General features: G+C 61.3%; 21 protein-coding genes. 11 read left to right on the forward strand and 10 right to left on the reverse strand.

The annotated features are described in order from the left end of the window. Positions 1-41: 41 nt before the first annotated feature. Positions 42-311: a PepSY domain-containing protein gene (locus G5171_RS11205; RefSeq protein ID WP_005341469.1), complete on the reverse strand. Its 270-nt coding sequence runs from the start codon at positions 309-311 to the stop codon at positions 42-44. 109 nt (positions 312-420) lie between these two features. Further along, positions 421-873, reverse strand: a complete 453-nt coding sequence (locus G5171_RS11210; RefSeq protein ID WP_421250741.1) for a YaiI/YqxD family protein — start codon at positions 871-873, stop codon at positions 421-423. Between the two features lie 140 nt (positions 874-1,013). Here G5171_RS11210 and zntB point away from each other — a divergent pair, with 140 nt between their 5' ends. Beyond that, a complete protein-coding gene (gene zntB / locus G5171_RS11215) occupies positions 1,014-1,979 on the forward strand; it encodes a zinc transporter ZntB (RefSeq protein WP_421213313.1) in 966 nt (321 codons plus the stop codon). A gap of 13 nt (positions 1,980-1,992) precedes the next feature. Next, positions 1,993-2,505 carry a mechanosensitive ion channel domain-containing protein gene (locus tag G5171_RS11220; RefSeq protein ID WP_005354921.1) on the forward strand — a complete coding sequence of 171 codons (513 nt, stop codon included), beginning with the start codon at positions 1,993-1,995 and terminating at the stop codon, positions 2,503-2,505. 173 nt (positions 2,506-2,678) lie between these two features. Here G5171_RS11220 and G5171_RS11225 read toward each other — a convergent pair whose 3' ends face one another. Further along, positions 2,679-3,092: a hypothetical protein gene (locus tag G5171_RS11225; RefSeq protein ID WP_005341466.1), complete on the reverse strand. Its 414-nt coding sequence runs from the start codon at positions 3,090-3,092 to the stop codon at positions 2,679-2,681. A gap of 262 nt (positions 3,093-3,354) precedes the next feature. Between G5171_RS11225 and pulA the strand changes: the two genes are divergently transcribed. After that, the gene (gene pulA, locus G5171_RS11230) at positions 3,355-7,389 is read left to right on the forward strand and encodes a pullulanase-type alpha-1,6-glucosidase (protein WP_421260188.1); all 4,035 of its coding nucleotides are present in this window, start codon (positions 3,355-3,357) and stop codon (positions 7,387-7,389) included. A gap of 210 nt (positions 7,390-7,599) precedes the next feature. Here the strand turns inward: pulA and G5171_RS11235 are convergent, their stop codons facing one another. Then, positions 7,600-10,059, reverse strand: coding sequence for a zinc/cadmium/mercury/lead-transporting ATPase (locus G5171_RS11235; RefSeq protein WP_421260189.1), 2,460 nt, complete (start codon positions 10,057-10,059; stop codon positions 7,600-7,602). Positions 10,060-10,243: 184 nt separating this feature from the next. Here G5171_RS11235 and tpx point away from each other — a divergent pair, with 184 nt between their 5' ends. Next, complete coding sequence (tpx, locus tag G5171_RS11240) at positions 10,244-10,744, forward strand: thiol peroxidase (protein ID WP_021230929.1); 501 nt, start codon at positions 10,244-10,246, stop codon at positions 10,742-10,744. A 58-nt stretch (positions 10,745-10,802) separates the two neighbouring features. On the opposite strand, the gene G5171_RS11245 is transcribed toward tpx, so the two are convergent. Then, positions 10,803-11,630: an ABC transporter substrate-binding protein gene (locus tag G5171_RS11245; protein WP_421260190.1), complete on the reverse strand. Its 828-nt coding sequence runs from the start codon at positions 11,628-11,630 to the stop codon at positions 10,803-10,805. Between the two features lie 144 nt (positions 11,631-11,774). On the opposite strand from G5171_RS11245, the gene G5171_RS11250 reads away from it, so the two are divergent. After that, a complete protein-coding gene (locus tag G5171_RS11250) occupies positions 11,775-12,995 on the forward strand; it encodes a DEAD/DEAH box helicase (RefSeq protein WP_421260191.1) in 1,221 nt (406 codons plus the stop codon). Positions 12,996-12,997: 2 nt separating this feature from the next. Here G5171_RS11250 and G5171_RS11255 read toward each other — a convergent pair whose 3' ends face one another. The 3 genes from G5171_RS11255 to G5171_RS11265 all read right to left on the reverse strand — a co-directional run bounded on the left by G5171_RS11255 (position 12,998) and on the right by G5171_RS11265 (position 16,134). Next, positions 12,998-13,783: a hypothetical protein gene (locus G5171_RS11255; RefSeq protein ID WP_421260192.1), complete on the reverse strand. Its 786-nt coding sequence runs from the start codon at positions 13,781-13,783 to the stop codon at positions 12,998-13,000. Next, complete coding sequence (locus G5171_RS11260; protein WP_421260193.1) at positions 13,780-15,096, reverse strand: sphingomyelin phosphodiesterase; 1,317 nt, start codon at positions 15,094-15,096, stop codon at positions 13,780-13,782. Before G5171_RS11260 ends, G5171_RS11255 begins: the two co-directional genes overlap by 4 nt. Positions 15,097-15,303: 207 nt before the next feature. Further along, on the reverse strand, positions 15,304-16,134 hold the full coding sequence (locus tag G5171_RS11265; protein WP_421260194.1) for a CPBP family intramembrane glutamic endopeptidase: 831 nt from the start codon (positions 16,132-16,134) through the stop codon (positions 15,304-15,306). Positions 16,135-16,254: 120 nt separating this feature from the next. Between G5171_RS11265 and G5171_RS11270 the strand changes: the two genes are divergently transcribed. Then, positions 16,255-16,992 carry a substrate-binding periplasmic protein gene (locus G5171_RS11270; protein ID WP_421260195.1) on the forward strand — a complete coding sequence of 246 codons (738 nt, stop codon included), beginning with the start codon at positions 16,255-16,257 and terminating at the stop codon, positions 16,990-16,992. 67 nt (positions 16,993-17,059) lie between these two features. On the opposite strand, the gene G5171_RS11275 is transcribed toward G5171_RS11270, so the two are convergent. Together G5171_RS11275 and G5171_RS11280 are read right to left on the reverse strand one after the other, a co-directional pair. Beyond that, complete coding sequence (locus G5171_RS11275; protein WP_005348860.1) at positions 17,060-17,356, reverse strand: hypothetical protein; 297 nt, start codon at positions 17,354-17,356, stop codon at positions 17,060-17,062. Between the two features lie 66 nt (positions 17,357-17,422). Next, positions 17,423-17,797, reverse strand: coding sequence for a YacL family protein (locus tag G5171_RS11280; protein ID WP_026034971.1), 375 nt, complete (start codon positions 17,795-17,797; stop codon positions 17,423-17,425). 209 nt (positions 17,798-18,006) lie between these two features. Here G5171_RS11280 and G5171_RS11285 point away from each other — a divergent pair, with 209 nt between their 5' ends. The 5 genes from G5171_RS11285 to G5171_RS11305 all read left to right on the forward strand — a co-directional run bounded on the left by G5171_RS11285 (position 18,007) and on the right by G5171_RS11305 (position 23,037). Continuing rightward, complete coding sequence (locus tag G5171_RS11285; protein WP_216980066.1) at positions 18,007-19,122, forward strand: sugar diacid recognition domain-containing protein; 1,116 nt, start codon at positions 18,007-18,009, stop codon at positions 19,120-19,122. A 118-nt stretch (positions 19,123-19,240) separates the two neighbouring features. After that, positions 19,241-20,503: a GntP family permease gene (locus G5171_RS11290; RefSeq protein ID WP_005340326.1), complete on the forward strand. Its 1,263-nt coding sequence runs from the start codon at positions 19,241-19,243 to the stop codon at positions 20,501-20,503. Between the two features lie 9 nt (positions 20,504-20,512). Further along, on the forward strand, positions 20,513-21,646 hold the full coding sequence (locus tag G5171_RS11295; protein WP_421260196.1) for a glycerate kinase: 1,134 nt from the start codon (positions 20,513-20,515) through the stop codon (positions 21,644-21,646). A gap of 232 nt (positions 21,647-21,878) precedes the next feature. Continuing rightward, positions 21,879-22,442: an NnrU family protein gene (locus G5171_RS11300; protein ID WP_216976857.1), complete on the forward strand. Its 564-nt coding sequence runs from the start codon at positions 21,879-21,881 to the stop codon at positions 22,440-22,442. Between the two features lie 58 nt (positions 22,443-22,500). Further along, complete coding sequence (locus G5171_RS11305; protein ID WP_076495785.1) at positions 22,501-23,037, forward strand: glutathione peroxidase; 537 nt, start codon at positions 22,501-22,503, stop codon at positions 23,035-23,037. Positions 23,038-23,086 lie beyond the last annotated feature (49 nt).

Consider the following 23,086-nt stretch of genomic DNA (forward strand, 5'->3'; position numbering starts at 1 on the left):
AAGACTCCATGGAGGGGCCACCAGAGCGGCCCGTCACTGCGTTATTCGTCGATCTCTTCTTTTACTTTCTTCAGATCGGTCGGGTCGAAGTAGATCTCGACCTTGCGCTTCTCCTTGTCCCAGCCGTAGATCTCGTAGCAGTTGGTTTTGGTGACCTTGAACTTCTTGATGTCGTAGCCCATCGCCTTGATCTGCTGCTGGGCGTCGGCCTCGCTCAGCCACTTGCTTTGGTCGGTCTGGGTGCATTGGGGATCAGCCAGGGCTGCGCCGCTCAAAAGGGGGATCAGTAACAACAGGGGGGTCAGTTTCATTGCTTGCTCCTTGCGGTTGATGTTGCAACAGCGACAAGGTTAGGCGGCAAGACTTAAGAGAGCGTTAAGAGGGATAAGAGATTTTCCCCAGCTTGCGCCGGGGAGAGGCTTATTCAAGCTTGCCTTTGACCAGCCACTTGTCGAGGGCGTTGGCAAAACTCTGTTTGTCGGCGGCATTGAAGGGGGCCGGGCCGCCGGTCTGCACGCCGGCTGAACGCAGCTCTTCCATAAAGTTGCGCATGCCGAGCCGCGCCTTGATGGTCTCGCGGGTGTAGATCTCGCCGCGGGGATTGAGCGCCTCGCCACCGGCATCGATCACCCAGGAGGCGAGGGGGATGTCACCGGTGATCACCAGATCGCCGGGCTGAACCTGCTGGGCGATGACATGATCTGCCACATCGAATCCCTTCTCCACCTGCTGGGTTTTGATGAAGGGCGAGGGGGGCACCCGCAATCCCTGATTGGCCACCAGGGTAGTGACGACCTGGGCGCGGTGGGCGGCACGGTAGAGGATCTCCTTGACCGGAATGGGGCAGGCATCGGCATCAACCCAGATGGGCATGGCATGGTTTCCTGTAGTGAAAGCGGATAGAAAACGAGAGTGGTCATGTTAACACAGGCCTCCCCTTTCCGGCGCGGGGCTGAGTCGGCCCCGCCTTTGGTGTAAGCTGGGGCCAGCACATGAAACGAGAAGGAGACGAGATGGATCGGGTGCCCGGTGAAGTGATTTATGCCCTGACCCTGGATGGCAAGGGTGGCATGGCGCCGCTGACGGCGGGAAGCGAAGTCCCGGCGGCGCATCCCGGCTGGCTGCATCTGGATTACGGCAATCCCGATTCGGCGCGCTGGCTGTTGCAGACCCCCTTGCTCAGCGAGGCGGCCAGGGAGTCGCTGCTCGGCCAGAGCAATCGTCCCAAGCTGGTGCGGATGGGGGAGACGGTGCTGCTGATCCTGCGTGGCATCAACCACAACAAGGATCACAGGCCCGAAGAGATGGTGGCGCTGCGCATCTTCATCACCCCGGATCTCATCATCAGCAGCCGTCGTCGTCCGCTGCTCTCCGAGCAGGATGTGTTCAACCAGCTCAAACTGGGTGGTGGCGCCGATACCCCGGCCGACTGGCTGGTGGAGATCTGCGATGCCCTGACAGATCGGGCGGGGGAGTTTGTCGAGGAGCTGCACGACAAGATCCTCGATCTGGAGGAGATGGTGCTGATGCGCGACCTGCCCGCCAATGGCCGCTTGGCGCTGATCCGCAAGCAGCTCATCATGATCCGTCGTTACCTCTCCCCCCAGCGGGATCTGGTGGCACGGCTGGCCAACGAGAAGATCAGCTGGCTGGATGAAGATGACCGGCGGCGTCTGCTCGATATCGCAGATCGGCTGCGGCGCTGGCTCGATGACCTCGATGCCGGGGTGGCGCGCACCGCTGTGCTGGCAGACGAGATCAACAATCTGATGGCGGAGGCGACCAACCGCCGCGCCTACCAGATGTCGGTGATGGCGCTGCTCTTTTTACCTGCCAGCTTCCTGACCGGCCTGTTTGGCATCAACCTCGGCGGTATCCCCGGGGCCGAGAATCCGACCGCCTTCTGGGTCTTCTGCGGTTCGCTGGTGGCGCTGGCCAGCGGGCTGGCTATCTGGCTCAAACATCGGCGCTGGTGGTAAGGAGGCATAACCCATGTGGCAATCAATTGGCCTGACCCTGCTGCTGTTGCTGGGGCATACCCTGATCCGGCGGCTTATTCACAAGAGCCTGCTGGCGCTCGGTCAGAGCAGGCAGGTGAGCGAGAACCGGGTGCTCTACGTGGCCCATGTGTTCCACTTCCTGCTCGGCTGCGCCACCCTGCTGGTGCTGGCTGGGGTATGGGGGCTCGACTTCTCCCGACTGGTGGTGCTCGCGTCCTCCTTCTTTGCGGTACTGGGGGTCGCCATGGTCGCCCAGTGGTCGATCCTCTCCAACATCACCGCCAGCATCACCATCTTCTTCGCCTTCCCCTACAAGATTGGCGACCGGATCCGCATCCTCGACAAGGATGATTCGGTCACCGGCGTCATCACCGAGATTGGCCTCTTCTATGTGCGGGTGCGTGATGACAACGGCGATCTGGTCACCTATCCGGCCAACCTGATCCTGCAAAAGCCGGTCAGAAAGCTGGAGGGCAAGGTGGCGGAACCGCTGCAGCCGGAATAGAAAGTAACCGGAATAAGAAAAAGGCTCCTCTGGAGCCTTTTTGCTGTGTGGCAGGTGCCGACGGTACGTCGCGAAGACGCCCATCCGTTGAACCTTACTTCGACAGGAACAGGCTATTGTAGATGCTTGCTGCGGCCACAATAGCCAGAACGGGTCAACAGTTGGCTCTGCTGCTAGATCTCCTGTTGTGCAACATCTGCCTGTGGCTTGTGTTGCCAGATTGCCCCGAGCAGCAACTTGAGCAGCAGTCCGGGCGGGTTGTCCAGCAGCTTGCCGGACTCCAGCAGCAGCTGACCATCGGCGCGAAACCCGAGGCTGGCATCAATAGTGCCATCCTCCGAGACCACCTGGATCAAACCATTGAGGGCAGAGCGCTCACCGGGTTGACAGCGCAGCCGCAACTGGCGGGGCTCCCCCAGCAGAGTGAAGGCGCGGCTCAGCGGGGGGGAGTCTTCATAATCGGGCCAGTTGAAGAAGTGATACTGCTCGGCCAGGGCGCCAGCCTGCTGGCAGAACTGGTCGAACAGCTGACCGATTGCCTGATACTCCTGATCGAGTCGTCTTGCCTGCTCTTCAATCCGTTTCATTGTTTACTCCTTGTCTATCCACTTGATCAGACATTGCTTTTCTGACCCCGTGACTGCCGCTTTCCAGATATGAGGCCAAATGGCCGCGAGGTCTGTGAGCCGGATCGAAGTTTCAGTCTGAAAACGTTATCTTGTTGAAACTGGATGGTTTTTTTGCCCTGTTGCTCACATTTGAATCGATTGCCGCTGATTAATATGGCACCGCCTGGCAATGACCGGGTGCTCGACTATCGAGACTAACTACAGCGGGAATTATAAAAATATGGATATGAAAAAGACCAAAGTGGCGCTGGTAACAGCCTCACTGCTCGCGCTTTTGTCTGGCTGTAATGGCAACAGCACATCTACTTCTACACCTGAACCTTCTGACGGACCTGTCGCTCGACTGCCCAAAATGGATCCCCCAAAGGAGCTGCTGCAAGCTGGCCCCAACGAGGTAGTCATTGCGCTGGTGGACACCCAGGCGGCAGCCAAGAGTGCCAAGACACCGTTTGACAGCCACAGCCTGCATCTTTGGAATAACGATGCCTGCAATGCAACGGCAGATAGCGGCCTGAACAGCGGGTGGGATGACAAGAGCAAGACACCTGCCACTGCCGACAACTTTGGTCCGGCCTGGGTCGTACCGCTCAGCAAGGTGGAAGGGTGCATCAACTTTATCGCTCGCAACGGCGATCTGGCCAACCTGACCGGCAGCGATATGAAGGTGATCTTCAGTGAGCACCCGGATCGCACCGTGGCCATCGTCGCGGGCAAGAAGGATCTGTTTGGCAGTCGTGCCGAAGCCTTTACCGCGGCCTTCGGCGTGGCGGGGGCCAGTGCCCATCTGATCGATGGCAATACCCTGATCTGGCAAGGGGGCAAGGACAAGCCTCACGTGCGCCTTTATTACACCGACTCGGGCACCATCAAGGCCAATGCCGATGGGGTGTTCGATTTCCCCTATATCAGCCTGACCGCGACCAGCCTGACTGCCGAGCAGCAGGCCAAATATCCGCACCTCAAGGATGCGGCCGCCTTCGCCCTGCCCGCCGGCAAGGACCTCAAGACCCTGCTCAAGGGTGAACTGGTGGCTATCGGCACCGATGCCGACGGTATCCTGCAGGGGGCGACCCTGGTGCAAAGTGCTGGTGCCCTTGATGCGCTCTATGCCCCAGAGGCGACCAAGCTCAGCTATGGCGCCGTGGTGGAGGGTAACCGGGTGACCTTCCGTCTCTGGGCGCCGACCGCCAAGTCGGTCAAGTTGGCCCTCTACAACGCTAGCCACCAGAAGAGTGGCGAGGTGGCCATGACCTTCGATAGCGCCAGCGGTAGCTGGAGTTACGAAGGGGGCAGCGAGCTGATCGGCCAGTTCTACCGCTACGACATGGAGGTCTACCATCCGCTGAGCCGCAAGGTCGAGCACTACGAGGTGACCGACCCCTATTCGCTTAGCCTCGCGATGAACTCCGAGTTCAGTCAGGTGGTGGATCTCGACGATCCGGCCCTGAAACCGGAAGGGTGGGACAGCCTCAAGGCGCCCCACAGCCAGCAGAATCCCGCCGACATCACCATCTATGAAGCCCATGTCCGCGATCTGACCGGCAACGATGATTCCACCCCGGTGGAGCACCGTGGCAAGTTCCTCGGGCTGACCGACAGCGACAGCGTGCCCGTCACCCACCTGAAATCCCTGGCCAAGAGCGGCGTCAGCCACCTGCACCTGCTGCCGGTGTTCGACATCGCCACCGTCAACGAGGATCCGGCCAAGGTGGCCAACATCGGCGATGACTTCAGCAAGCTGTGCGAGGTCAATCCCGAGGTCAAGAACTCCCGGTTTGCCAGCCACTGTGGTGGTGGCGAGACCATTGAAGCCGTGCTCGGTGAGCTGCAAGCCAGCGACAGCAAGGAGAACCCTGTGGTGCAGGAGCTGTACGGCTATCTGCGCGGCGTCGACTCCTTCAACTGGGGTTATGATCCCTACCACTACACCACGCCGGAAGGCTCCTACGCTACCAACGCCGAGGGCACCAAACGTATTCTGGAGTTCCGCGAGATGGTCAAGGCCATCAAGCAGAACATCGGTATGAACGTGGTGATGGACGTGGTCTACAACCACACCAACGAATCCGGGCTCGGCCCCAAATCGGTGCTCGACAAGATAGTGCCCTGGTACTATCAGCGCCTCAATCCGGAGACCGGCTCGGTGGAGAACTCCACCTGCTGCTCCAACACGGCGCCGGAACACGCCATGTTTGCCAAGCTGATGGATGACTCCCTGGTCACCTGGGCGCGCGACTACAAGATCGACGCCTTCCGCTTCGACCTGATGGGCCACCATCCGAAAGATCAGATGGTGCAGGCGCTGGCCGCGGTGAAGAAGGTCAATCCCGAGATGTACTTCTACGGCGAGGGGTGGAACTTCGGCGAAGTGCAGGATGACAAGCGCTTCGTGCAGGCTACCCAGAAGCATCTGGGTGGTACCGGTATCGGCTCCTTCTCCGACCGCTTGCGCGATGCGGTGCGCGGCGGCAGTCCGTTCGACGGTGGCGATACCATTCGCAAGACCCAGGGCTTTGGCAACGGTGCCTTTGTCGATCCTAACGAAATGAGCAAGGTGGATCTGGCGACGGCCTTGCACCAGTCCGATCTGGTGCGGCTCGGCATGGCGGGCAACCTCAAGGAGTTCGTGCTGACCGACAAGGATGGCATGCCGAAGAAAGGCGCCGAGATTGACTACAACGGTCAGCCTGCCGGTTATGCCCAGGATCCGGTGGAAGTGCAGAACTATGTCGACAAGCACGACAACCAGACCCTGTTCGACAACCTGATCTACAAGGCACCTGCCGGAGCCGATCTGGTACGGATGCAGGGAGTATCGCTGGCGACCGCCATGCTGGGTCAGGGCATTCCCTTCACCCACGCCGGTGTCGAGCTGCTGCGTTCCAAATCCATGGAGCGGGACAGTTATGACTCGGGCGACTGGTACAACAAGGTCGACTACACCCTGGGCGACAACAACTTCGACAAGGGGTTGCCGCGCAAGGACAAGGATGGCGACAACTATCCACTGATTGAGCAGGTGCTCGGCAAGCATGCCAAGCCGGGCTCGGCCGAGATGGCGCAGATGGTGAGCTTCTATCAGGAGCTGGCGGAGCTGCGCAACTCCTCCCGCCTGCTGCGTCTGGGCAGCGGCGCCGAGGTGATCAAGCGGGTCGACTTCCGCAATACCGGCCCGGATCAGGTGCCCGGCCTTATCGTCATGACGGTGGATGATGGCGTCAGTGCCGGGGCGGATCTGGATCCGGCCATCGATGGTCTGGTGGTGATGATCAACGCCAGCAACCAGAGCCAGAGCATCGGCGACTTCCGTGATGGCAACGATCAGCCCATCGATCTGAGCGGTATGGTGCTTAGCAGCAAGCATCGCGCAGTCGACAGCATCGCCAGCGGCGCCGCCTATGACAACGGCCAGCTGACGCTGGGGGCCTGGTCTGCCGCCGTGTTCGTCAAGCCGCAGTCTGGTGCACAGGGCGCGGGCCTGCCGGTCAGCAAGAAGACCGACTTGAGCACCCTGCCACCGTTTGGCAACACCGCCGTTTATCTGAAGGGGTTCCTCGGTGAATGGGGTGAGACCAACCAGATGACCTTCAGTAGCAACTTCATGTATGAATTCACCACGGAAGTACAGGCTGACAAGCTGGGCTCAACCGAGGTGAAGATTGCAGATGCCAGCTGGGGGCCGGTCAACTATGGCAGCTGCAACGCCGGTGACAAGCTGGTGGTCGGCACTCCGCTGACCCTTTGCAAGGGTGGGGATACCGGCAACATCGGGCTCGATCTGGCCAAGGCGGGCAGCTACAAGTTCGTGTTTACCGCCATGAACAAGGACAAGCCCACCCTGAGCGTCAGCTTCACCGAGCCGGTGCAGAGTTGCAAGGTACTGGACACGGTGGCGGGCAATCCGCTCGGCTACAACCTGTTCGTCAAGGGTGAGCTCTCCGGCTGGGCCGCTCAGCCCCAGTACCAGTTGAGCTACAAGGGGATGGACGGCGATCTCGCCATCTATCAGGCAGCCTTCAACTACACAGGCAGCACCGAGTTCAAGGTCGCCAACGAGGACTGGAGCAAGGAGTACCTGCTCAACGGCGGCGGCGCGCTGAAGGCGGAGACGGGCTACCCGTTCGCCTTCTCCGAGGCCGGTAGTGCCAACAACAGCATCACATTGCCGCAAGGGCTGTGGAGTGTGTTGGTGAAGGTTGACCCGGCTGGCGTCAAGGCAGGTACTGCCGTCATTCAGGAGTGCAGTGCCAAGTAAGCAACCCATTGAGTCCGGGGGATGGCTCGGCGTCCCCGGGTTGAATTCCACCTTGCCAAGGGTGGGATAACTCCGAGAGAGTAAGCAAAGCGCGACTGCCGACCGGCAGGCGCGCTTTTTCTTTTACGGGGTGCCGTGAGAGAAATGAGAGGAAAAAGAAAAGCCGTCCCGGTTGGGGGACGGCTTTTGGCTGGGATGCCATTGGCTGGCTTAGCGCTTGCGCAGCAGCCGCAGGGCGTTGGCGGTCACCAGCGCGGTGGCGCCGGTATCGGCCAGCACCGCAATCCACAGGCCGGTGATGCCGAGCAGGCTAGTGACCAGAAAGATGGCCTTCAGCCCCAGCGCCAGCGCAATATTCTGGTGAATATTGGCCAGTGCCGCCCGCGACAACCGGATCATCGCAGCTATGCCGCCGAGCTGGTTGTGGGTCAGCGCCGCATCGGCAGTCTCCAGCGCCACGTCGGTGCCGCCCCCCATGGCGATGCCGATACTGGCCCGCTTCATGGCGGGGGCATCGTTGATGCCATCGCCGATCATTGCGACCTTTTGCGTCAGACCGAGCTTGGCGATCTCATCGACCTTGCCCTCCGGCAGCAGGCCGGCACGCCAGCCCATGCCCAGCTCGGTGGCGATCGCCTCGGCGGTGCGGGGGTTATCCCCGGTCAACATGATGCTGTTGAGCCCGAGTCGGTTGAGCTCTTGCAGCGCAGCAGCCGCTTCCGGCCGGATCTGATCCCGCAGCGCTAGCAGGGCGACCGGCAGCGCCTGGTCGCCGCTGCTCTGGCAGAGCACGACCACCGTCTTGCCCTGCCGCTCCAGCGAACCAATCCGGGTTTGCTGTTCCATATTCAGGGCCGCCACCCGGCTCGGTGCCAGCAGTTGCCACAGTTCACCGTTGATGCGTCCCTCAACGCCCATGCCCGGCAGGGCGCGCAAGTCGCGGGCTTCTACCTGAACTAGCCCCTGCTCGTTGGCAGCGGCCACCACGGCGCGGGCCAGCGGGTGGTGGGAGCCCTGCTCGATGGCAGCCGCCAGTGCCAGCAACTCGGCCTCCGGTTGGCCATTGAGGCTCACCAGTTTGGTCAGTTGCGGCTTGCCCAGGGTCAGAGTGCCTGTCTTGTCAAAGGCGACAGTGTCGATATGGGCCAGTCGCTCCAGTGCGGCACCACCCTTGATCAGGGCCCCCTGACGGGTGGCGGCGGCCAGCGCCGAAGTAACCGCTGCCGGGGTGGAGATGACCAGCGCGCAGGGGCAGCCGATCAGCAGCAGCGCCAGCCCGCGATAGATCCACTCGTCCCAGCTCTGGCCGAAGGCAAGGGGCGGCACCAGCACCACCAGCAGGGCGACCAGCATCATGGCCGGGGTATACCAGCGGCTGAAGCGGTCGATAAAGCGCTCGATGGGGGCGCGCTGGCTCTCCGCTTCCTCGATGAGGTGCAGAATGCGGTCGATGGCGTTGTTGCCGGGTTCGGACACCACCTCAAGGTGCAGCACCCGATCGGCAGCCAGACTACCGGCCGGCACCTTGTCCCCCTGGCGACGTTCCACCGGAATGGATTCACCGGTCAGGGCGCTCTCGTCAAACGCCCCGAGCTCATCGAGCAGGCGGGCGTCGGCAGGTAGACGGGCACCCGGGGCGATTTCGATAATGTCGCCGGGACGCAGCTCATCGGCGCCGACCTCTTCGCGCACCTCGCCCTCGACAGTGGTACGGATGCGCAGCGCCTTGTCAGGCACCAGCGCCATCAGCGCGGTCACTCCAGCCCGGGCGCGTCCGGCGGCGTAGGCCTCCAGATGTTCACCCAGCATAAAGAGCAGCAGCACCATGGCCGCTTCCGCGGTTTCGCCGAGGAACAGGGCCCCCACGGCGGCCACCGTCATCAGGGTCTCGATGGCGAAGGGGGAGCCGCTTTTGGTCAGCGCCCACGCCTTGCGGGAGATGGGCCACAGACCCCAGAGGGTCGCCAGGGTAAAGAGTGGCTGACCGAGCTCTTTCGGCAGCAGGGCGGCGACCAGCATCAGGCCGGCTAGTGACAGGGGCTGCCAATATTTGCCCAAAAAGTTACCGAATAGATTGCCTTGCAGGGGCGGTTGTGAAGCTTGCTTGCGGCCAGCTGCCTGCTTGTCAGCACTTTCCCCCTTGAGCTGGAAACCGGCGGCCAGCACGGCGGCGGTGACGGGATCGGGTGAGAGGCCGGGGGCCAGATCCACCACCAGCTTCTCGGTGGCAAACAATACGCGCGCCTGTTGTACGCCGCTCACCCGGCTGACGGCGGTCTCGATCTTGCGGGCGCAGCTGGGGCAATCCATCCCCAACACCTGCCAGCTGTGGCGGCTGTTGCCTTGCACCGGCGCAACCAGCGGGTCGGCAGGGGGCATATCGTGCTCATGCTCATGCTCATGCTCATGCTTATGATCGTGAGCTGGCGATAAGGGGGCGCTGCAGCACGCTTGAGCGTGACAGCTTCCTCGGGGAGGCTCTTCATCCCCGGGGGATTCATTGCCGTCACGGGATGTGTGCTCATGAGGCGTCTGGGTTGAACAGCAACTGACGGGCGTGGTGTTGTCGCAGCAGTGGCTATCGTGGTGATGTTCACTCTGGCCGGGTGCCGCCTTGCTGACGGCCTTGATGGGGGCGGCGTGCTGATGATTGCAGCAGGATTTGCTCATGATGAGTCCCTCTTGATGGATCCCGCCCCTGCGAGATCCCTGATTATTGAGGGGGAGTCTAAACCTTGGTGTTAAGTCCAAGGTCAACCCCTTTATATCCCTTGTCTTCGAGGGTGTTTGTCTGGTCCTGCCGCCCCTATACTGATCACCCGGATTTTTATTACATCAATAAAGGACATAACACATGAGCAACTCAGTCACTCTGCAAGGCAACCCGGTTTCCGTCGCTGGTCACTTCCCGGTCGCCGGTGAGCAAGCCAAGCCCTTCTCCCTGGTGGCCAAGGATCTCTCCGACGTGACCCTGGCAAGCTTTGCCGGTCAGCGCAAAATCCTGAACATCTTCCCGAGCGTCGATACTCCCACCTGCGCGACCTCTGTGCGCAAGTTCAACGAGCAGGCCAGCGCGCTGGATAACACTGTCGTGCTGTGTATCTCCGCCGATCTGCCGTTCGCCCAGTCCCGCTTCTGCGGCGCCGAAGGTCTGGACAAGGTAGTGACCCTCTCCACCCTGCGCGGTGCGGCCTTTATGGAAGATTACGGCGTTGCCTTCTCTTCCGGCCCGCTGGTCGGGCTGACCGCTCGCGCCATCGTGGTGCTGGATGGTGATAACAAGGTGCTGCACAGTGAGCTGGTCGCAGAAGTGGCCGACGAGCCGAACTACGCCGCTGCGCTGGCCGTGCTGTAAGGCTGCAAGCCATAAAAAATCCCGCTTCGGCGGGATTTTTTATGGGGAAATGGGCTGCTCAGTGCGTTGCGGGTTGGGTGGACGCTGGCTCCGTCTTGGCGGGAGGAGATGGTTGCCACTCCACATAGGGACGGTGGATCTTATTGTAGATCTCGGCCAGTTTGCCGCTTGCTGCCAGTTGGTCGATGGCGTTGCGGAGAAATTCGTCCATCTCATCACCTGCAGCCCCTTTCTGGATGATGAAGACATCTTCGAAATCACCGAAGAATTCCCGGCGAACATTGGTCAGCCCCAGATGCTTCAGCATCAGGTCGGCCTCCTCTTGCGCCCAGATAAAGGCGTCGATACGGCCGCGTGAGAGCTTGCGCAGTGACTGCTCGATACTCATCGAGCGCTGCACCGGGAAGGGCATATAGTCGGGAACCGCCTCGATCAGCAGATCCCGTTTGCTGGGCACTATGCCATAGGCCATATCAGTAGTGACCGGATTGGCGGTATTGCTGTAAATCACATGGGTCACCTTGCCGAAACTACGAGTGCTGAAGCTATAGGGCAATATCTCGGCATCTTTGAGGTTGCGGATGGCGGGCAGCCCCAGGTCAGCCTTGCCGGCGATTACCCCCGCCATGGCGCGGGCAATGGGATAGATGGTGATCTTGATGGTCACATCGGGGTAGAGATCATCGATGGCATGTACCAGATCGACAAAGGGACCTGTCTTGTCGGCATTGATCAGCCCCGGCAGCTCGCCAAGGTGGGCATTGAGGATGCGCACCGGTTTCGGCGGCTCGGGGGTGGCGTCGTTTTCCGGAGTCTGCGACAGGCCGAGAGTCGCGCTGCCGAGCAGGGTGACCACGAGCAGCAGAAGGGGGATGTGTCTGGTCATGGCGGGTCTCTCTTGGTGATGGGTCAGCTAAAGTGTAGTCAGCCCGTCGTCAGCGCCCCTCGGCCAAACCATCATGGATAGGGTTTTACTTCTCGGCCCCCGCTCACTAGACTTCGCCTCCCACTTCTTTGTTGACGTAGCGCCATGACCTTTAGCGAACTTGCCCTTCATCCCGACTTGCTTGCTTCTTTGCCCGCCACCTTGCAGACGCCGACCTGCATCCAGCAGCTGGCGATTCCGGCGGCGCTGGCGGGGCAGGATCTGCTGGCGCTGGCCCAGACCGGCAGCGGCAAGACGCTGGCGTTTGGCTTGCCGCTGCTGCAACGGCTGGATCCTTCCTCCAGTCAGGTGCTGGGTCTGGTGCTTGTGCCGACCCGCGAGCTGGCGATTCAGGTCTCTGCCGCGCTAAAAGAGGGCGCCGAGGCGCTGGGGCTGCGCATCGTGACGTTGTGTGGGGGCGTTGCGCAGGAGCGGCAACAGGCCGAACTGGCGCAGGGGCCACAGCTGCTGGTCGCCACGCCGGGGCGGTTGCGGGATCTGCTGACCCAACAGTTGCTGGGGCTGGATGGTTTGCAACTGCTGGTGCTGGATGAAGCGGATCGCTTGCTGGAGATGGGCTTTGCTCCCGACATCAAGGCGCTGCTCGGCTTTATTCCGGCGGATCGCCAGACCCTGCTCTTCTCCGCCACCTTGCCTGCCGAGCTAGAGGCGCTGGCTAACGGCCTGCTGCGTGAGCCAACCCGCATCGAGGCCAACCCCCTCAACAGCGTGGTGAACGAGATCGAAGAGCGACTCTATCTGGTCAACAAGAGCAGCAAGGTCCCGGCGCTTATCAGCTTGCTCAAGGAACAGGCGTGGCCGCAGGTGCTGGTCTTTATCAGTGCGCGGGATGATGCCGACGGTGTGGCCAGAAAGCTGGCCAAGGCAGGCATCGCTGTGGCTGCCCTCCATGGCGAAAAAGAACAGGCGGTGCGCGAGCAGGCGCTCAGCGATTTCAAAGAGGGCAAAATTCGGGTGCTGGTGGCCACCGACCTGATGGCGCGTGGCATCCATGTGGAGGCGCTGCCGGTGGTGATCAATCTGGATCTGCCCGCCAGCGCCCCCGTCTATGTACACCGCATCGGTCGTACCGCCCGGGCTGGCCGCGAGGGGCTGGCCATCTCGCTGGTCTGCCATGGCGAGAGTGACATGCTGCAAGCTATCCGCACCCTGACCGGCCGCGAGCTGCCGTTGGGCGATCTGGCGGGATTCCCGGTTACCGACCAGCCTGCCAGCGGGGAGGGCAAGCGCCCCCCTCGTGACAAGCAGGCCAATCGCCGCACTCAGGCCAAACGCAGCGTCAAGCAGTTCAAGGGCAAGCGCTGACCTCAGGGTTTGCCTTGCTCCCGCGCGAAGAAGTCACGACGCCACTGGCTCAACACCTCCTCCTTGTGTTGTTGCCACTGCGCAGGATCCATCTGCTGTTGGCTGGCCGCCAGTTGCTGCTCCAGCTCGGCCAGCTCTCGCTGGTAGCGGCTGCGTTGATCCTGCTGCTGCTGGCGCGCTCCGGCAAACGCCAGCGTGGCTTCGGCTTGCTCTGCGGGCAGGAAGTGACGGGCCAGGGTGGCCAGCTCCTCATCTCCCCACAGCTGACGGGCTTGCTGCAGGCGGGCATCCGGGTTGAACAGATCCATCGCCAGATCCGGATGATCCGCCGCCCACCGATCCTGCAAATGGGTGAGGGTGTCCAGCCGCTCGGCCAGCGGCAACTGCTCGCTCTCCTGCGCCAACTGATCCAGCGCCAGGGCATAGCGTCCCTGTAGCCGGATCAGGCTCTCACCCTCGCTCAGCCATCCGGCCTCTGTTGCTTCCAGATTGCTTACACGCTGCGCCAGCGGCAACTCGCTGTCGCTGATCTCGCTGGCAAGCTGGTTGATCAGTTCATCCGGCATCGCCTGCCAGCTGCTGGGCACTTCTTTGCTTTTGCCATCCATCCCCTCAGCGTTTGGCATGTGGGGAGGCGGGCTCCCCGGTTCTGCTGGCAACTGCATATCGGCCGGAGAGGGCGTCGTCGACCGTTCTGGCGATATCGGGGACTGCTCTTCCTGCCAGCCCAGATTCACCAGCAAAAGGGTCAGGATCGCCAGCGCCAGTATCCCGTAACGGCGAGTCATCGGCTGATCTCTCCCTTGACCGGGAAGTGGTCTGAGAGGTTGCTGGCGGGCCAGAGGCTGCCATCGCTGCTGCGCGGGATCCAGACCGTGTTGAGGTTGTGGCTGGCGTTGCCGTACTCCCGACTCACTACCAGATAGTCCAGATACTCGACGTTGGCGCCACCGGAGAGTGGGCCACCGGCATAGGGGTTGATCCTGGGATCGAAGGTGGCTTCGGTATAGCCGCCATAGGCGGGTTCATAGGCATTCAGATTGGCCAGCATGTTGGCGTAGTCATCGGCAAACTTGCGTTTGTTGACGTTGAAGTCGCCGCCGTAGATGACGGTGTCCGTGGCAGGGATCTTGAGGCTGGCTGCCAGAGAGCGGATCTGACCGAACTGGATCTGGCGCAGCTTGCGGGCCTCGTCGGTGTCGAAGCTGGCGGTGTGGGTGGCGAACAGGTGCCACGCCTTGCCCCCCTTGATCACCTCGGCGTACATCACCCCCTTGTCGGCGAAGCAGTCGGTGCCGGTGCATTGGGGATAGACCAGCTGGGCCTCCCGCACTATGGGATAGCGGCTGACGATCACCACGCCGCCGTCATGAATGTTGACCCCGGGCTTGTCGAGTACCTTGGTCTGGTAGGGGTACTCTTTCGCCAGCGCCTGCAAAAAGCCCTCGCGGCGGCCATCGAATACCTCTTGCAGCAGCAGGGCGTCATAACCCTTGAGATAATCAGGCAGCAAGGTCAACCGCTCGCCGATGCTGGAGGCGATGACCGGCAGTGCCCAGACGTTGTAGCTGGCCACCTTGAGCCTGTTTTCTGCCGGTTCCGGTTGCTCCTGTTTTTGGGGGGGCGTGATCATATAGTGCAGATCGTCGTAGCGGCCGGTGAACTTGGCGGCAAAGGCCAGCTCTTGTGGCCCTGCAACGCGATGGATCGCCCGATTGTTTTGCCAGCCGGATGCGCCGGTTGGCGTTTCGCCACCGTGCTGCAAGGTGGTGTTCCACCAGGTTCCCTCCATCAGCTGGTTGAGCCGATAGACGTCGCCACCCGCTGTGGTCACACGGGTTTCGAACAGATAGCTCTTGCCCGCCTTGACCCCCTCATAGCGATTGAAGCTGAGCACCATGGCACTCTCCCATGGGCCCAGTTCGGTACGGTGCTGGCTCCACTGACTGCCGGGTTGCAACTGGCCGCTGCCGCTTTGGCGGATGTCGATCTGAAGCGGTTCAGGACTGTTGTTGGTGAGATAGACATCGGTATCGGCCAGAGCCAGTTGCGGGAACTGGCTGACCAGCAGCAGGGCGGCATAACTGAGGGTTTTCTGCATCACAGGATCCTTTTGGTTGCAGGGCAATGGAAAGTGACTGTTATGGCGAATGCAGAGGTCAGTTTGTTTACATTTTGGTTACAAGTAAATGAATTGGTTTTGTTTGGAGCTTTTTGGAGGTGTAAAGCGAGCGAGGCAGCACGCTTAACACGCTTAAAGAGAGAGGGAAGAGCGAGGGAAGGCGCTCGTGTCAGGCGCCTTCAGGAGCTAGTGCTGGGCCAGCGGGTAGGTGAAGAGCGCCAGATGGGCGAAGTTGAAGGCGAAGTGGATCAGGATGGCCACGGAGAGTCGCCCGCTGAGCTGGAATGCCAGGCCGTAGCAGCAGCCTGCCAGGGTCGCAAACAGCGCCAGCAGTGGGCCACCGGGCAAGTGGATGGCTCCGAACAGTAGCGCAGCCACGACGATGCCAATCCAGGGGCGGTAACGCTCGGTCAGCGCCTGCTGGATCGCGCCGCGAAACAGCGCCTCTTCCGCCACGCAGGTGAATAGCAGGTTGTTGAGTGCAAACAGCCACCACCAGTGGGGCAGACCCACTTCCGGTTTCAGTGCCCCCAACAGCCAGGCGATGACCAGCAGGGCACCCAGCGGCAGCAGCAACAGGGCCAAAGGGCGCCAGCGGATGGTGCCCCCCTTGCCCAGCAGCATCGGGCAGGCCAGCAGCAAGCCAAAGAGCAGCAGCGGTTTGTCGAGGTTCAGATACATGTTGAACGGCACGCTGGCGGGGCCTGCCAGCGCCTGATCCAGCACCTTGAGATTGTTGAAGCCGGGGATGAGGTGCAGGGTCAGCGCAATCGCCCAGAGGATCAGCACCACTCTGGCCGCCATCGCCCAGCGGGCGGGGAGGGTTGGCGTACGCCACGCCAGCAGTAATCCTGCGACCGAGACCAGCAGGGCGGGTAGCGTCATTCGGTCAAGCCACAGTGCCAGCAGCAGGGAGAGTCCCAGCAGGGCCAAGGCGGGAAGACGCGGGTGGAAGAGGGCAAGCAGCACGGCCAGCGCCAGCGCGCCCCAGATAAATGAGTCGGGAAGGGGTAGCATTGGATCTCCTTGATCGAGGCAGGCGGCAACCTTAACAAGTGGGCGTCAGCAGGACAACCGCGCAGGAGGTGGTCGGATCCCTTCTCTATACTCATCAACAGGGTAAAGGGAGAGCACCTGATGAAGCACTGTCTGTGGTTGTTGTGTTGTTGGTGTGTCTGGCTGCAGGCCGCACCCTTGCTGCTGGTGACCGGTGAGTTTACCCCCTATACCGGCAAGGCCCTGCCTGAAGGCGGCGAGAGCACCCGGCTGGTGACGGCCCTGCTGCAAGAGGCCGGGTATCGAGAGCTCCAGGTCGACTACCTGCCTTGGCCCCGCGGCTATCAGTTGATCCGCAATGGGTTGGTCGCGGCCACCTTCCCCTACGCCTGGACTGCCGAGCGGGCCAAGCTCTTCCACTACAGTGCTCCCATTCACATAGATCGCCTCTCCTGGTTCACCTATCGGGGGAGCGAGGCCATTCAGGCTGGTCGCTGGCAAGGGTTGCGTGTCTGTATTCCGCTGGGGTGGAGCACCAGCCATGCCGACGGGGTGATCAAGCGTTTCGGGCTGGATCTGCAGCGCCCCAAGACCCTGGCACAGTGTCTGCAACTGCTGGATCGCAAACGGATCGATCTGCTGCCGATGAACGAGACGGTGACCCGGGATGCCAGCCTTCAGCTGTTTGGCGACCCCTGCCATCTGCAGGCATTGCCCCACTTTCGTCAGAGCGACACCTTTTACCTGATCATTTCACGGCAGTACCCGGAGGCCGCCAACCTGCTTGAGCGCTTCAATCATGCCCTGGCTGCCGCCCGTGCCGATGGCCGCTATGACCAACTGATCTCCCGAGCCGGAAAGGGGAGCGATTGCCGTTGAGAGTGCACGGCCGGAAAACAAAAAGCCGGAGCAGTGGCTCCGGCTTTCTATTTGCCTTCAGGGACGCTTAGCGGCCTGATTCGGCAATCACGCGGGCGATGATATCGGCGCGCTTGCCGGCTTCCAGTTCGCCCAGGGCGATCAGGCCAGCCTTGAAGATGACGTTCTTCGGCAGGCTGACGTCGTCCAGCGTGGCGATCGCTTCAACGTGCATGCCGTTCAGACGGCTGGCATCGCGCGGGCTCAGGTTGACCTGAGTGTTCATCACCTGCTTGCCTTTCTTCTTGGCAGGTGCAGCCGCTTTCTTGGTGGATTCCTGTTCTTCGTCTTCCGGCAGTTCGTCATCAAAATCGTAAATAGACATAGTCAATCCTGTTGAGTTAGGCAAAAGGGCACGTTTGCCCGACATAGTAATCCGACATTGGGTCAATCAGCCCATATCCTCGTTACGGATAAAGGCGCGCCAGGAGGTGAGCACCTGGGCAAAATCTTCCAGCCCGCACATGGCCAGCTGTTCATCATCGTAGTAGGCGAGATCGTCAAGATCCTCACCCAGCTCGATATTGAGGGCGTTGGCTTTCACCTCCGCCTCTTCATGGGTCAGCAGCAGGGAGTAGTCACCGCCGTTGAGCCGGTATTCGACTCGGGTGCGGTTGGAGAGCTGATCAATGATGGAGAAGAGCTCGTCGAGCTTCTCCTCATCCTTGCCAACCTCGTCGATCAGCCACTGACCGATGGCTTCATGGCCCATGGAGAACCGGGCGCGATAGCCACCAAACGGGTCGCGGCGAAATTCATAATCCATAGCACAGTCCAGATCGGAGGGATGGGCCAGCACGGGCAGGCGGGTGCAAGCACGCAATTCCTGCTCCATGGCGGGGCACACATCGGGTAAAGTGGCCTATTCTAGCGATCCCCCTCTCGCTTGTCTTGATGATGTGGCATCTTTGCGCCCATGTGCCCTGAATCGCCTCGTGGTGACGTAGCCAGATCAGCCCCTTGTCCGGAGATGTTATGCAGCTAAACGATAACCTTGCCCGCCAGATCGTCGCGCGGGCGATGAAGATCCTCTCCTTTTCGGTCAACGTGATGGACGAACACGGCCTCATCATTGCGTCCGGCAATCCGGAGCGGATCCATCAGCGTCACGAAGGGGCCGTGCTGGCGCTCACTGAAAACCGGGTGGTGGAGATTAGCGAAGCGACAGCCCTGCAGCTCAAAGGGGTGCGACCAGGCATCAATTTGCCCATCTCCTATCAGGGGGAGCTGATCGGGGTGATCGGCATCTCCGGCGATCCGGAGGAAGTGCGTGCTTACGCTGAGCTGGTGCGAATGACCGCCGAGCTGATCCTGGAGCAGGCGGCGCTCACCGAGCAGCTGCAGTGGGACAAGCGCCACAAGGAGGAGCTGGTGCTGCAGCTCATCCGTGGTGAAGGGCGGGACGATCAGCTGCAGCAGGCGGCCCGTTTTCTCGGGCTGGAGTTGGCCCAGCCCAGGGTGGTGGCCGTGCTTGCGCTGGAGGAGGCCGATCCGGCTCGTCTGCGCGAGCTGGTCCATCAGCTGGAGAATCCGGAGCGGGACAATCTGGTCGCCATCAACGGGCTCGACGAGATAGTGGTGCTCAAACCGGCACAATTGAGTGATGGCGTCTGGCAATCGGCGCAGGAGCGCAGCCGGATCAAGCAACTGCTGGCGCGCATTCCCCACTTCAAGGTGCATATCGCGGTGGGCGATTACTTCGCCGGGATAGACGGGCTGGCGCGCTCTTACCAGACGGCGCGAGATACCCTGCGCCGTGGCATGCGGCAGGCGCCGCGCAAACAGGTCTACTTCTTTGAGGACTACCGTTTGCCGGTGCTGCTGGGCAGTCTGGCGGACTCCTGGCAGGCGGATCAGCTGCGCACACCGCTACAGAAACTGGCCCGGGAAGATGGCAAGGGGGCGCTGCAGAAGACCCTGCGCCACTATTTCTTGCAGGATTGTGATCTGCATCGCTGTGCCGAAGCCCTGTTCATTCACCCCAATACCCTGCGCTATCGGCTGGGGCGAATAGAGCAGATAACTGGGTTGAATTTCAACAAGTTAGACGACAAATTTTTGCTCTATCTCGGCCTTAATCTCGACTTGTGATTGTGAAGTTGGACAAAAAACCACTTTTACATGACGCAATTTTTGGTTTTTAAGCCAAAGTATTCTGATTGCAGATCTCCATAATGGCGGCCATTCACTCCCATTGAAGGTGTCCGTCATGATCCCGGTTACAGCCCTTGGCGCCATCGCGGCGCTCTCCATCGCCATCATCCTCATTTTGAAGAAGGTGCCGCCCGCTTACGGCATGATCGTGGGTGCTCTTGCTGGTGGCCTGATTGGCGGTGCCGATCTGACCCAGACCGTCGCCCTGATGATCGGCGGCGCCCAGGGGATCACCACAGCTGTGATGCGGATCCTGGCGGCCGGTGTACTGGCGGGCGTGCTGATCGAATCGGGTGCTGCCACCACTATCGCCGAGACCATCGTCAAGAAGCTGGGTGAAACCCGCGCCCTGCTGGCGCTGGCGCTGGCAACCCTGATCCTGACTGCGGTCGGCGTATTCGTGGATGTGGCCGTCATCACGGTCGCCCCCATTGCGCTGGCTATCGCCCGCCGTGCCGACCTCTCCAAGGCGGCCATCCTGCTGGCGATGATCGGCGGCGGCAAGGCGGGTAACGTCATGTCCCCCAATCCCAACGCCATTGCCGCGGCTGACGCCTTCCATCTGCCCCTCACTTCGGTGATGGCGGCGGGCATCATCCCGGGTCTGTTCGGTCTGGTGATGGCCTACTGGTTGGCCAAGCGTCTTAACAACAAGGGCAGCAAGGTTGCTGCTGATGAAGTGGTGAGCTTTGCCGGTGCCAAGTTGCCGGGCTTTGCCGCCGCCATCAGCGCGCCGCTGGTCGCCATCCTGCTGCTGGCTCTGCGGCCGGTCGCCGGTATCGTGGTGGATCCGCTGATTGCACTGCCCCTCGGTGGTCTGGTTGGTGCCCTGATGATGGGTAAATTCAGCAAGGTGAACCAGTTTGCGGTCTCCGGCCTCGCCCGCATGGCGCCGGTTGCCATCATGCTGCTGGGTACCGGTACCCTGGCGGGCATCATCGCCAACTCCGGCCTGAAAGATGTGCTGATCAGCGGCCTGACCGCCTCCGGTCTGCCTTCTTACCTGCTGGCGCCCATCTCCGGTGCCCTGATGTCGCTGGCAACCGCCTCGACCACCGCCGGTACCGTGGTGGCCTCCAACGTATTCAGCTCCACCCTGATTGAACTTGGCATCAGCAGTCTGGCCGGAGCGGCCATGATCCATGCCGGTGCCACCGTGTTTGACCACATGCCCCACGGCTCCTTCTTCCATGCCACCGGTGGCAGCGTCCACATGGGGGTGGGTGAGCGCCTGAAACTTATCCCATACGAAACCGCAGTCGGTCTGACCATTGCCACTGTCTCCACCCTGATGTTTGGCGTGTTTGGCCTCGCCTAAGGAATTGATATGAAAATTGTTATTGCCCCCGATTCATTCAAGGAGAGTCTGAGCGCCATGTCGGTGGCTGATGCCATCGAGGCCGGTTTCAAGCAGGTGCTGCCGAACGCCACTTACGTCAAATTGCCGATGGCCGATGGCGGTGAAGGTACGGTGCAATCGCTGGTTGATGCCACCGGTGGCCGCATCCTGCCGGTCGAAGTGACCGCGCCCCTTGGCAACAAGGTACAGGGTTTTGTCGGTCTGCTGGGTGATGGCGAGCGTGCCGTCATCGAGATGGCCGCCGCTTCCGGCATCCATCTGGTCGCTCCCGAGCAGCGCAATCCGCTGCTCACCTCCAGCTTCGGCACCGGCGAGCTGATCCTGGCTGCGCTGGAGATGGGGGTGAAGCACCTCATCCTCGGTATCGGTGGCAGCGCCACCAATGACGGCGGTGCCGGCATGATCCAGGCGCTCGGCGGCAAGTTGCTCAAAGCGGATGGTGCGCCTATTGCTCTGGGTGGCGCAGGTCTCAGTGAGCTCGCGACCATCGATCTGAGCAGTCTGGATCCACGTCTGGATGAGCTGGTTATCGAGGTGGCGTGTGATGTGAACAACCCGCTCTGTGGCCCGAAAGGCGCCTCTGCGGTGTTTGGCCCGCAAAAGGGGGCGACCCCCGAGATGGTGGCACAGCTCGATGCTAACCTCTCCCGTTATGCCGATTGCATTGAGCAGGCCCTTGGCAAGCAGGTGAAGGATATTCCGGGGGCGGGTGCCGCCGGTGGCATGGGTGCCGCGCTGGTCGGTCTGCTTGGTGCCGAGCTCAAGCCCGGAATCCAGATCGTCATCGAAGCCCTGAAACTGGCCGATGAAGTGGCCGATGCGGATCTGGTCATCACCGGCGAAGGGCGCATCGACAGCCAGACCATCCATGGCAAGACGCCAATCGGTGTCGCACGCTGCGCCAAGCAGTTCGGCAAGCCGGTGATCGGTATCTCCGGTTGCCTGACCGACGATTGCGGTGTGGTACACGATCACGGGCTGGACGCGGTATTCGCCGTAGTCAACCGCGCCATGTCTCTGCCGGAGGCGCTGGAGAGCGCCAGCACCAACATTCAACTCACTGCGCGCAACGTAGCGGCGCTCTATCAGCTCAAGGGCTGATCCGGTTCGGCCGATGCGCCCCATCGGCCACTCAATATCCCCGTTTGGGGCATCTCCCATCCCGCGAGATGTCTGACTGCCCTGGCACTTATTTGCCGATCCATCGTGATCGGCTCTTTTCTTTCTGCTCCTTTGTCTTGCCACACTTTTGACTCCATGGGTCAGCACGGTTTTGATAGGCGCAAATCTCCCTTTACGGCATAGTGGTCGTACCAAGTACAAGGAGAGACTCATGTTCCTGCTGACCCTGGGGGTTGCGCTGTTTACCCTGATCCATCTCTACCCCTGTTTTGCGGTGGCCCATCGGGCGCGGCTGCGCGAGCGGCTGGGGGAGAATCGCTACAAGGGGCTCTTCTCCCTGTTGTTGTTTGTCGCCATCGCCTGCATCATCGCCGGTTGGCGCTCGGCCAGCTCGCTGCCGCTCTATTTCCTGCCGGAGTGGGGGCCGATGACCATGACGGTGATGATGCCCTTTGCGCTGATCCTCTTCTTCTCCGGCCAGGGGCCCAACCATCTGCGGCGCTGGCTGGTGCATCCCCAACTGCTCGGTACCCTGCTCTGGGCGGTGGCTCATCTGCTGGTCAACAGCGAGGCGCGCTCTCTGGTGTTGTTTGGCGGCATCGGGCTCTGGGCGCTGGTGAGCATGGTCTGGATTTCGGTGCGGGACTGGCAGCGATATCCCCGTCCGGCGGCCAACTGGACGGGCACCGGCATCAGCGTCGGGGCGGGCCTGGCTGCCACCGCGCTGCTGGTGTTCTGGGGCCACGGCTGGCTGACCGGCATTCCATTGCATTGAGAGTGAACTGCGGCTCTGGTAACCGCGTATGATGGACAAAACAAAAGGAGTCTTGGCGATGAAATGGTTCACTCTGTTGCTGTTATTGGGGGCCGGTGCGGCCTCTGCGGCGTGCCCCGATTATTTCAATGTGGAGATGCGGGAGCTAAACAACTCTCAGCGCCACAATCTCTGTCAGCTGACCGAGGGCAAGGTGGTGCTGGTGGTCAATACCGCCTCCTATTGCGGCTACAGCGGCCAGTTCCGCGATCTGGAGCAGCTCTACCAGAGCTACAAGGATAAGGGATTGATTATTCTAGGTTTCCCCTCCAACGACTTCTGGCAGGAGGCGGGCAACGAGACCAAGACCGCCGAGGTGTGTCGCCGCGACTATGGCGTCACCTTCCCGATGTTCAATCGGGTAGCGGTGCGGGGCTCCGATGCTGTGCCACTGTTCAAGGGGCTGGCGGCGGCCGCTGATGGGGATGAGCCGAACTGGAACTTCCACAAGTATCTGGTGGGGCGCGATGGCAAGCTGATCGCCAGCTACGGCGCCAACCAGAATCCGGCTGACGACCCCCTCAAACTGCAGATCACCCGGGCGCTGGGGCTCTGACCCTACCCCTTGGCGGGCGGCTCTGGAATAATGGGCTACCGCCACTCAA

This window comes from Aeromonas sp. 600774 (genome assembly GCF_049175075.1).
Classification (GTDB): Bacteria; Pseudomonadota; Gammaproteobacteria; order Enterobacterales; family Aeromonadaceae; genus Aeromonas; species Aeromonas veronii_A.

What these genes read in the sequence shown, in the direction of transcription:
- G5171_RS11255 (WP_421260192.1), bottom strand. Translation starts at nt 13,783, where the DNA reads ATGACTCGCCGTTACGGGATACTGGCGCTGGCGATCCTGACCCTTTTG.
- G5171_RS11270 (WP_421260195.1), top strand. Translation starts at nt 16,255, where the DNA reads ATGAAGCACTGTCTGTGGTTGTTGTGTTGTTGGTGTGTCTGGCTGCAG.
- G5171_RS11280 (WP_026034971.1), bottom strand. Translation starts at nt 17,797, where the DNA reads ATGGATTATGAATTTCGCCGCGACCCGTTTGGTGGCTATCGCGCCCGG.
- zntB (WP_421213313.1), top strand. Translation starts at nt 1,014, where the DNA reads ATGGATCGGGTGCCCGGTGAAGTGATTTATGCCCTGACCCTGGATGGC.
- G5171_RS11235 (WP_421260189.1), bottom strand. Translation starts at nt 10,059, where the DNA reads ATGAGCAAATCCTGCTGCAATCATCAGCACGCCGCCCCCATCAAGGCC.
- G5171_RS11205 (WP_005341469.1), bottom strand. Translation starts at nt 311, where the DNA reads ATGAAACTGACCCCCCTGTTGTTACTGATCCCCCTTTTGAGCGGCGCA.
- G5171_RS11300 (WP_216976857.1), top strand. Translation starts at nt 21,879, where the DNA reads ATGTTCCTGCTGACCCTGGGGGTTGCGCTGTTTACCCTGATCCATCTC.
- G5171_RS11225 (WP_005341466.1), bottom strand. Translation starts at nt 3,092, where the DNA reads ATGAAACGGATTGAAGAGCAGGCAAGACGACTCGATCAGGAGTATCAG.
- G5171_RS11285 (WP_216980066.1), top strand. Translation starts at nt 18,007, where the DNA reads ATGCAGCTAAACGATAACCTTGCCCGCCAGATCGTCGCGCGGGCGATG.
- G5171_RS11210 (WP_421250741.1), bottom strand. Translation starts at nt 873, where the DNA reads ATGCCCATCTGGGTTGATGCCGATGCCTGCCCCATTCCGGTCAAGGAG.
- G5171_RS11295 (WP_421260196.1), top strand. Translation starts at nt 20,513, where the DNA reads ATGAAAATTGTTATTGCCCCCGATTCATTCAAGGAGAGTCTGAGCGCC.
- G5171_RS11220 (WP_005354921.1), top strand. Translation starts at nt 1,993, where the DNA reads ATGTGGCAATCAATTGGCCTGACCCTGCTGCTGTTGCTGGGGCATACC.
- G5171_RS11290 (WP_005340326.1), top strand. Translation starts at nt 19,241, where the DNA reads ATGATCCCGGTTACAGCCCTTGGCGCCATCGCGGCGCTCTCCATCGCC.
- G5171_RS11250 (WP_421260191.1), top strand. Translation starts at nt 11,775, where the DNA reads ATGACCTTTAGCGAACTTGCCCTTCATCCCGACTTGCTTGCTTCTTTG.
- pulA (WP_421260188.1), top strand. Translation starts at nt 3,355, where the DNA reads ATGGATATGAAAAAGACCAAAGTGGCGCTGGTAACAGCCTCACTGCTC.
- G5171_RS11275 (WP_005348860.1), bottom strand. Translation starts at nt 17,356, where the DNA reads ATGTCTATTTACGATTTTGATGACGAACTGCCGGAAGACGAAGAACAG.
- G5171_RS11260 (WP_421260193.1), bottom strand. Translation starts at nt 15,096, where the DNA reads ATGCAGAAAACCCTCAGTTATGCCGCCCTGCTGCTGGTCAGCCAGTTC.
- G5171_RS11265 (WP_421260194.1), bottom strand. Translation starts at nt 16,134, where the DNA reads ATGCTACCCCTTCCCGACTCATTTATCTGGGGCGCGCTGGCGCTGGCC.
- G5171_RS11245 (WP_421260190.1), bottom strand. Translation starts at nt 11,630, where the DNA reads ATGACCAGACACATCCCCCTTCTGCTGCTCGTGGTCACCCTGCTCGGC.
- G5171_RS11305 (WP_076495785.1), top strand. Translation starts at nt 22,501, where the DNA reads ATGAAATGGTTCACTCTGTTGCTGTTATTGGGGGCCGGTGCGGCCTCT.
- tpx (WP_021230929.1), top strand. Translation starts at nt 10,244, where the DNA reads ATGAGCAACTCAGTCACTCTGCAAGGCAACCCGGTTTCCGTCGCTGGT.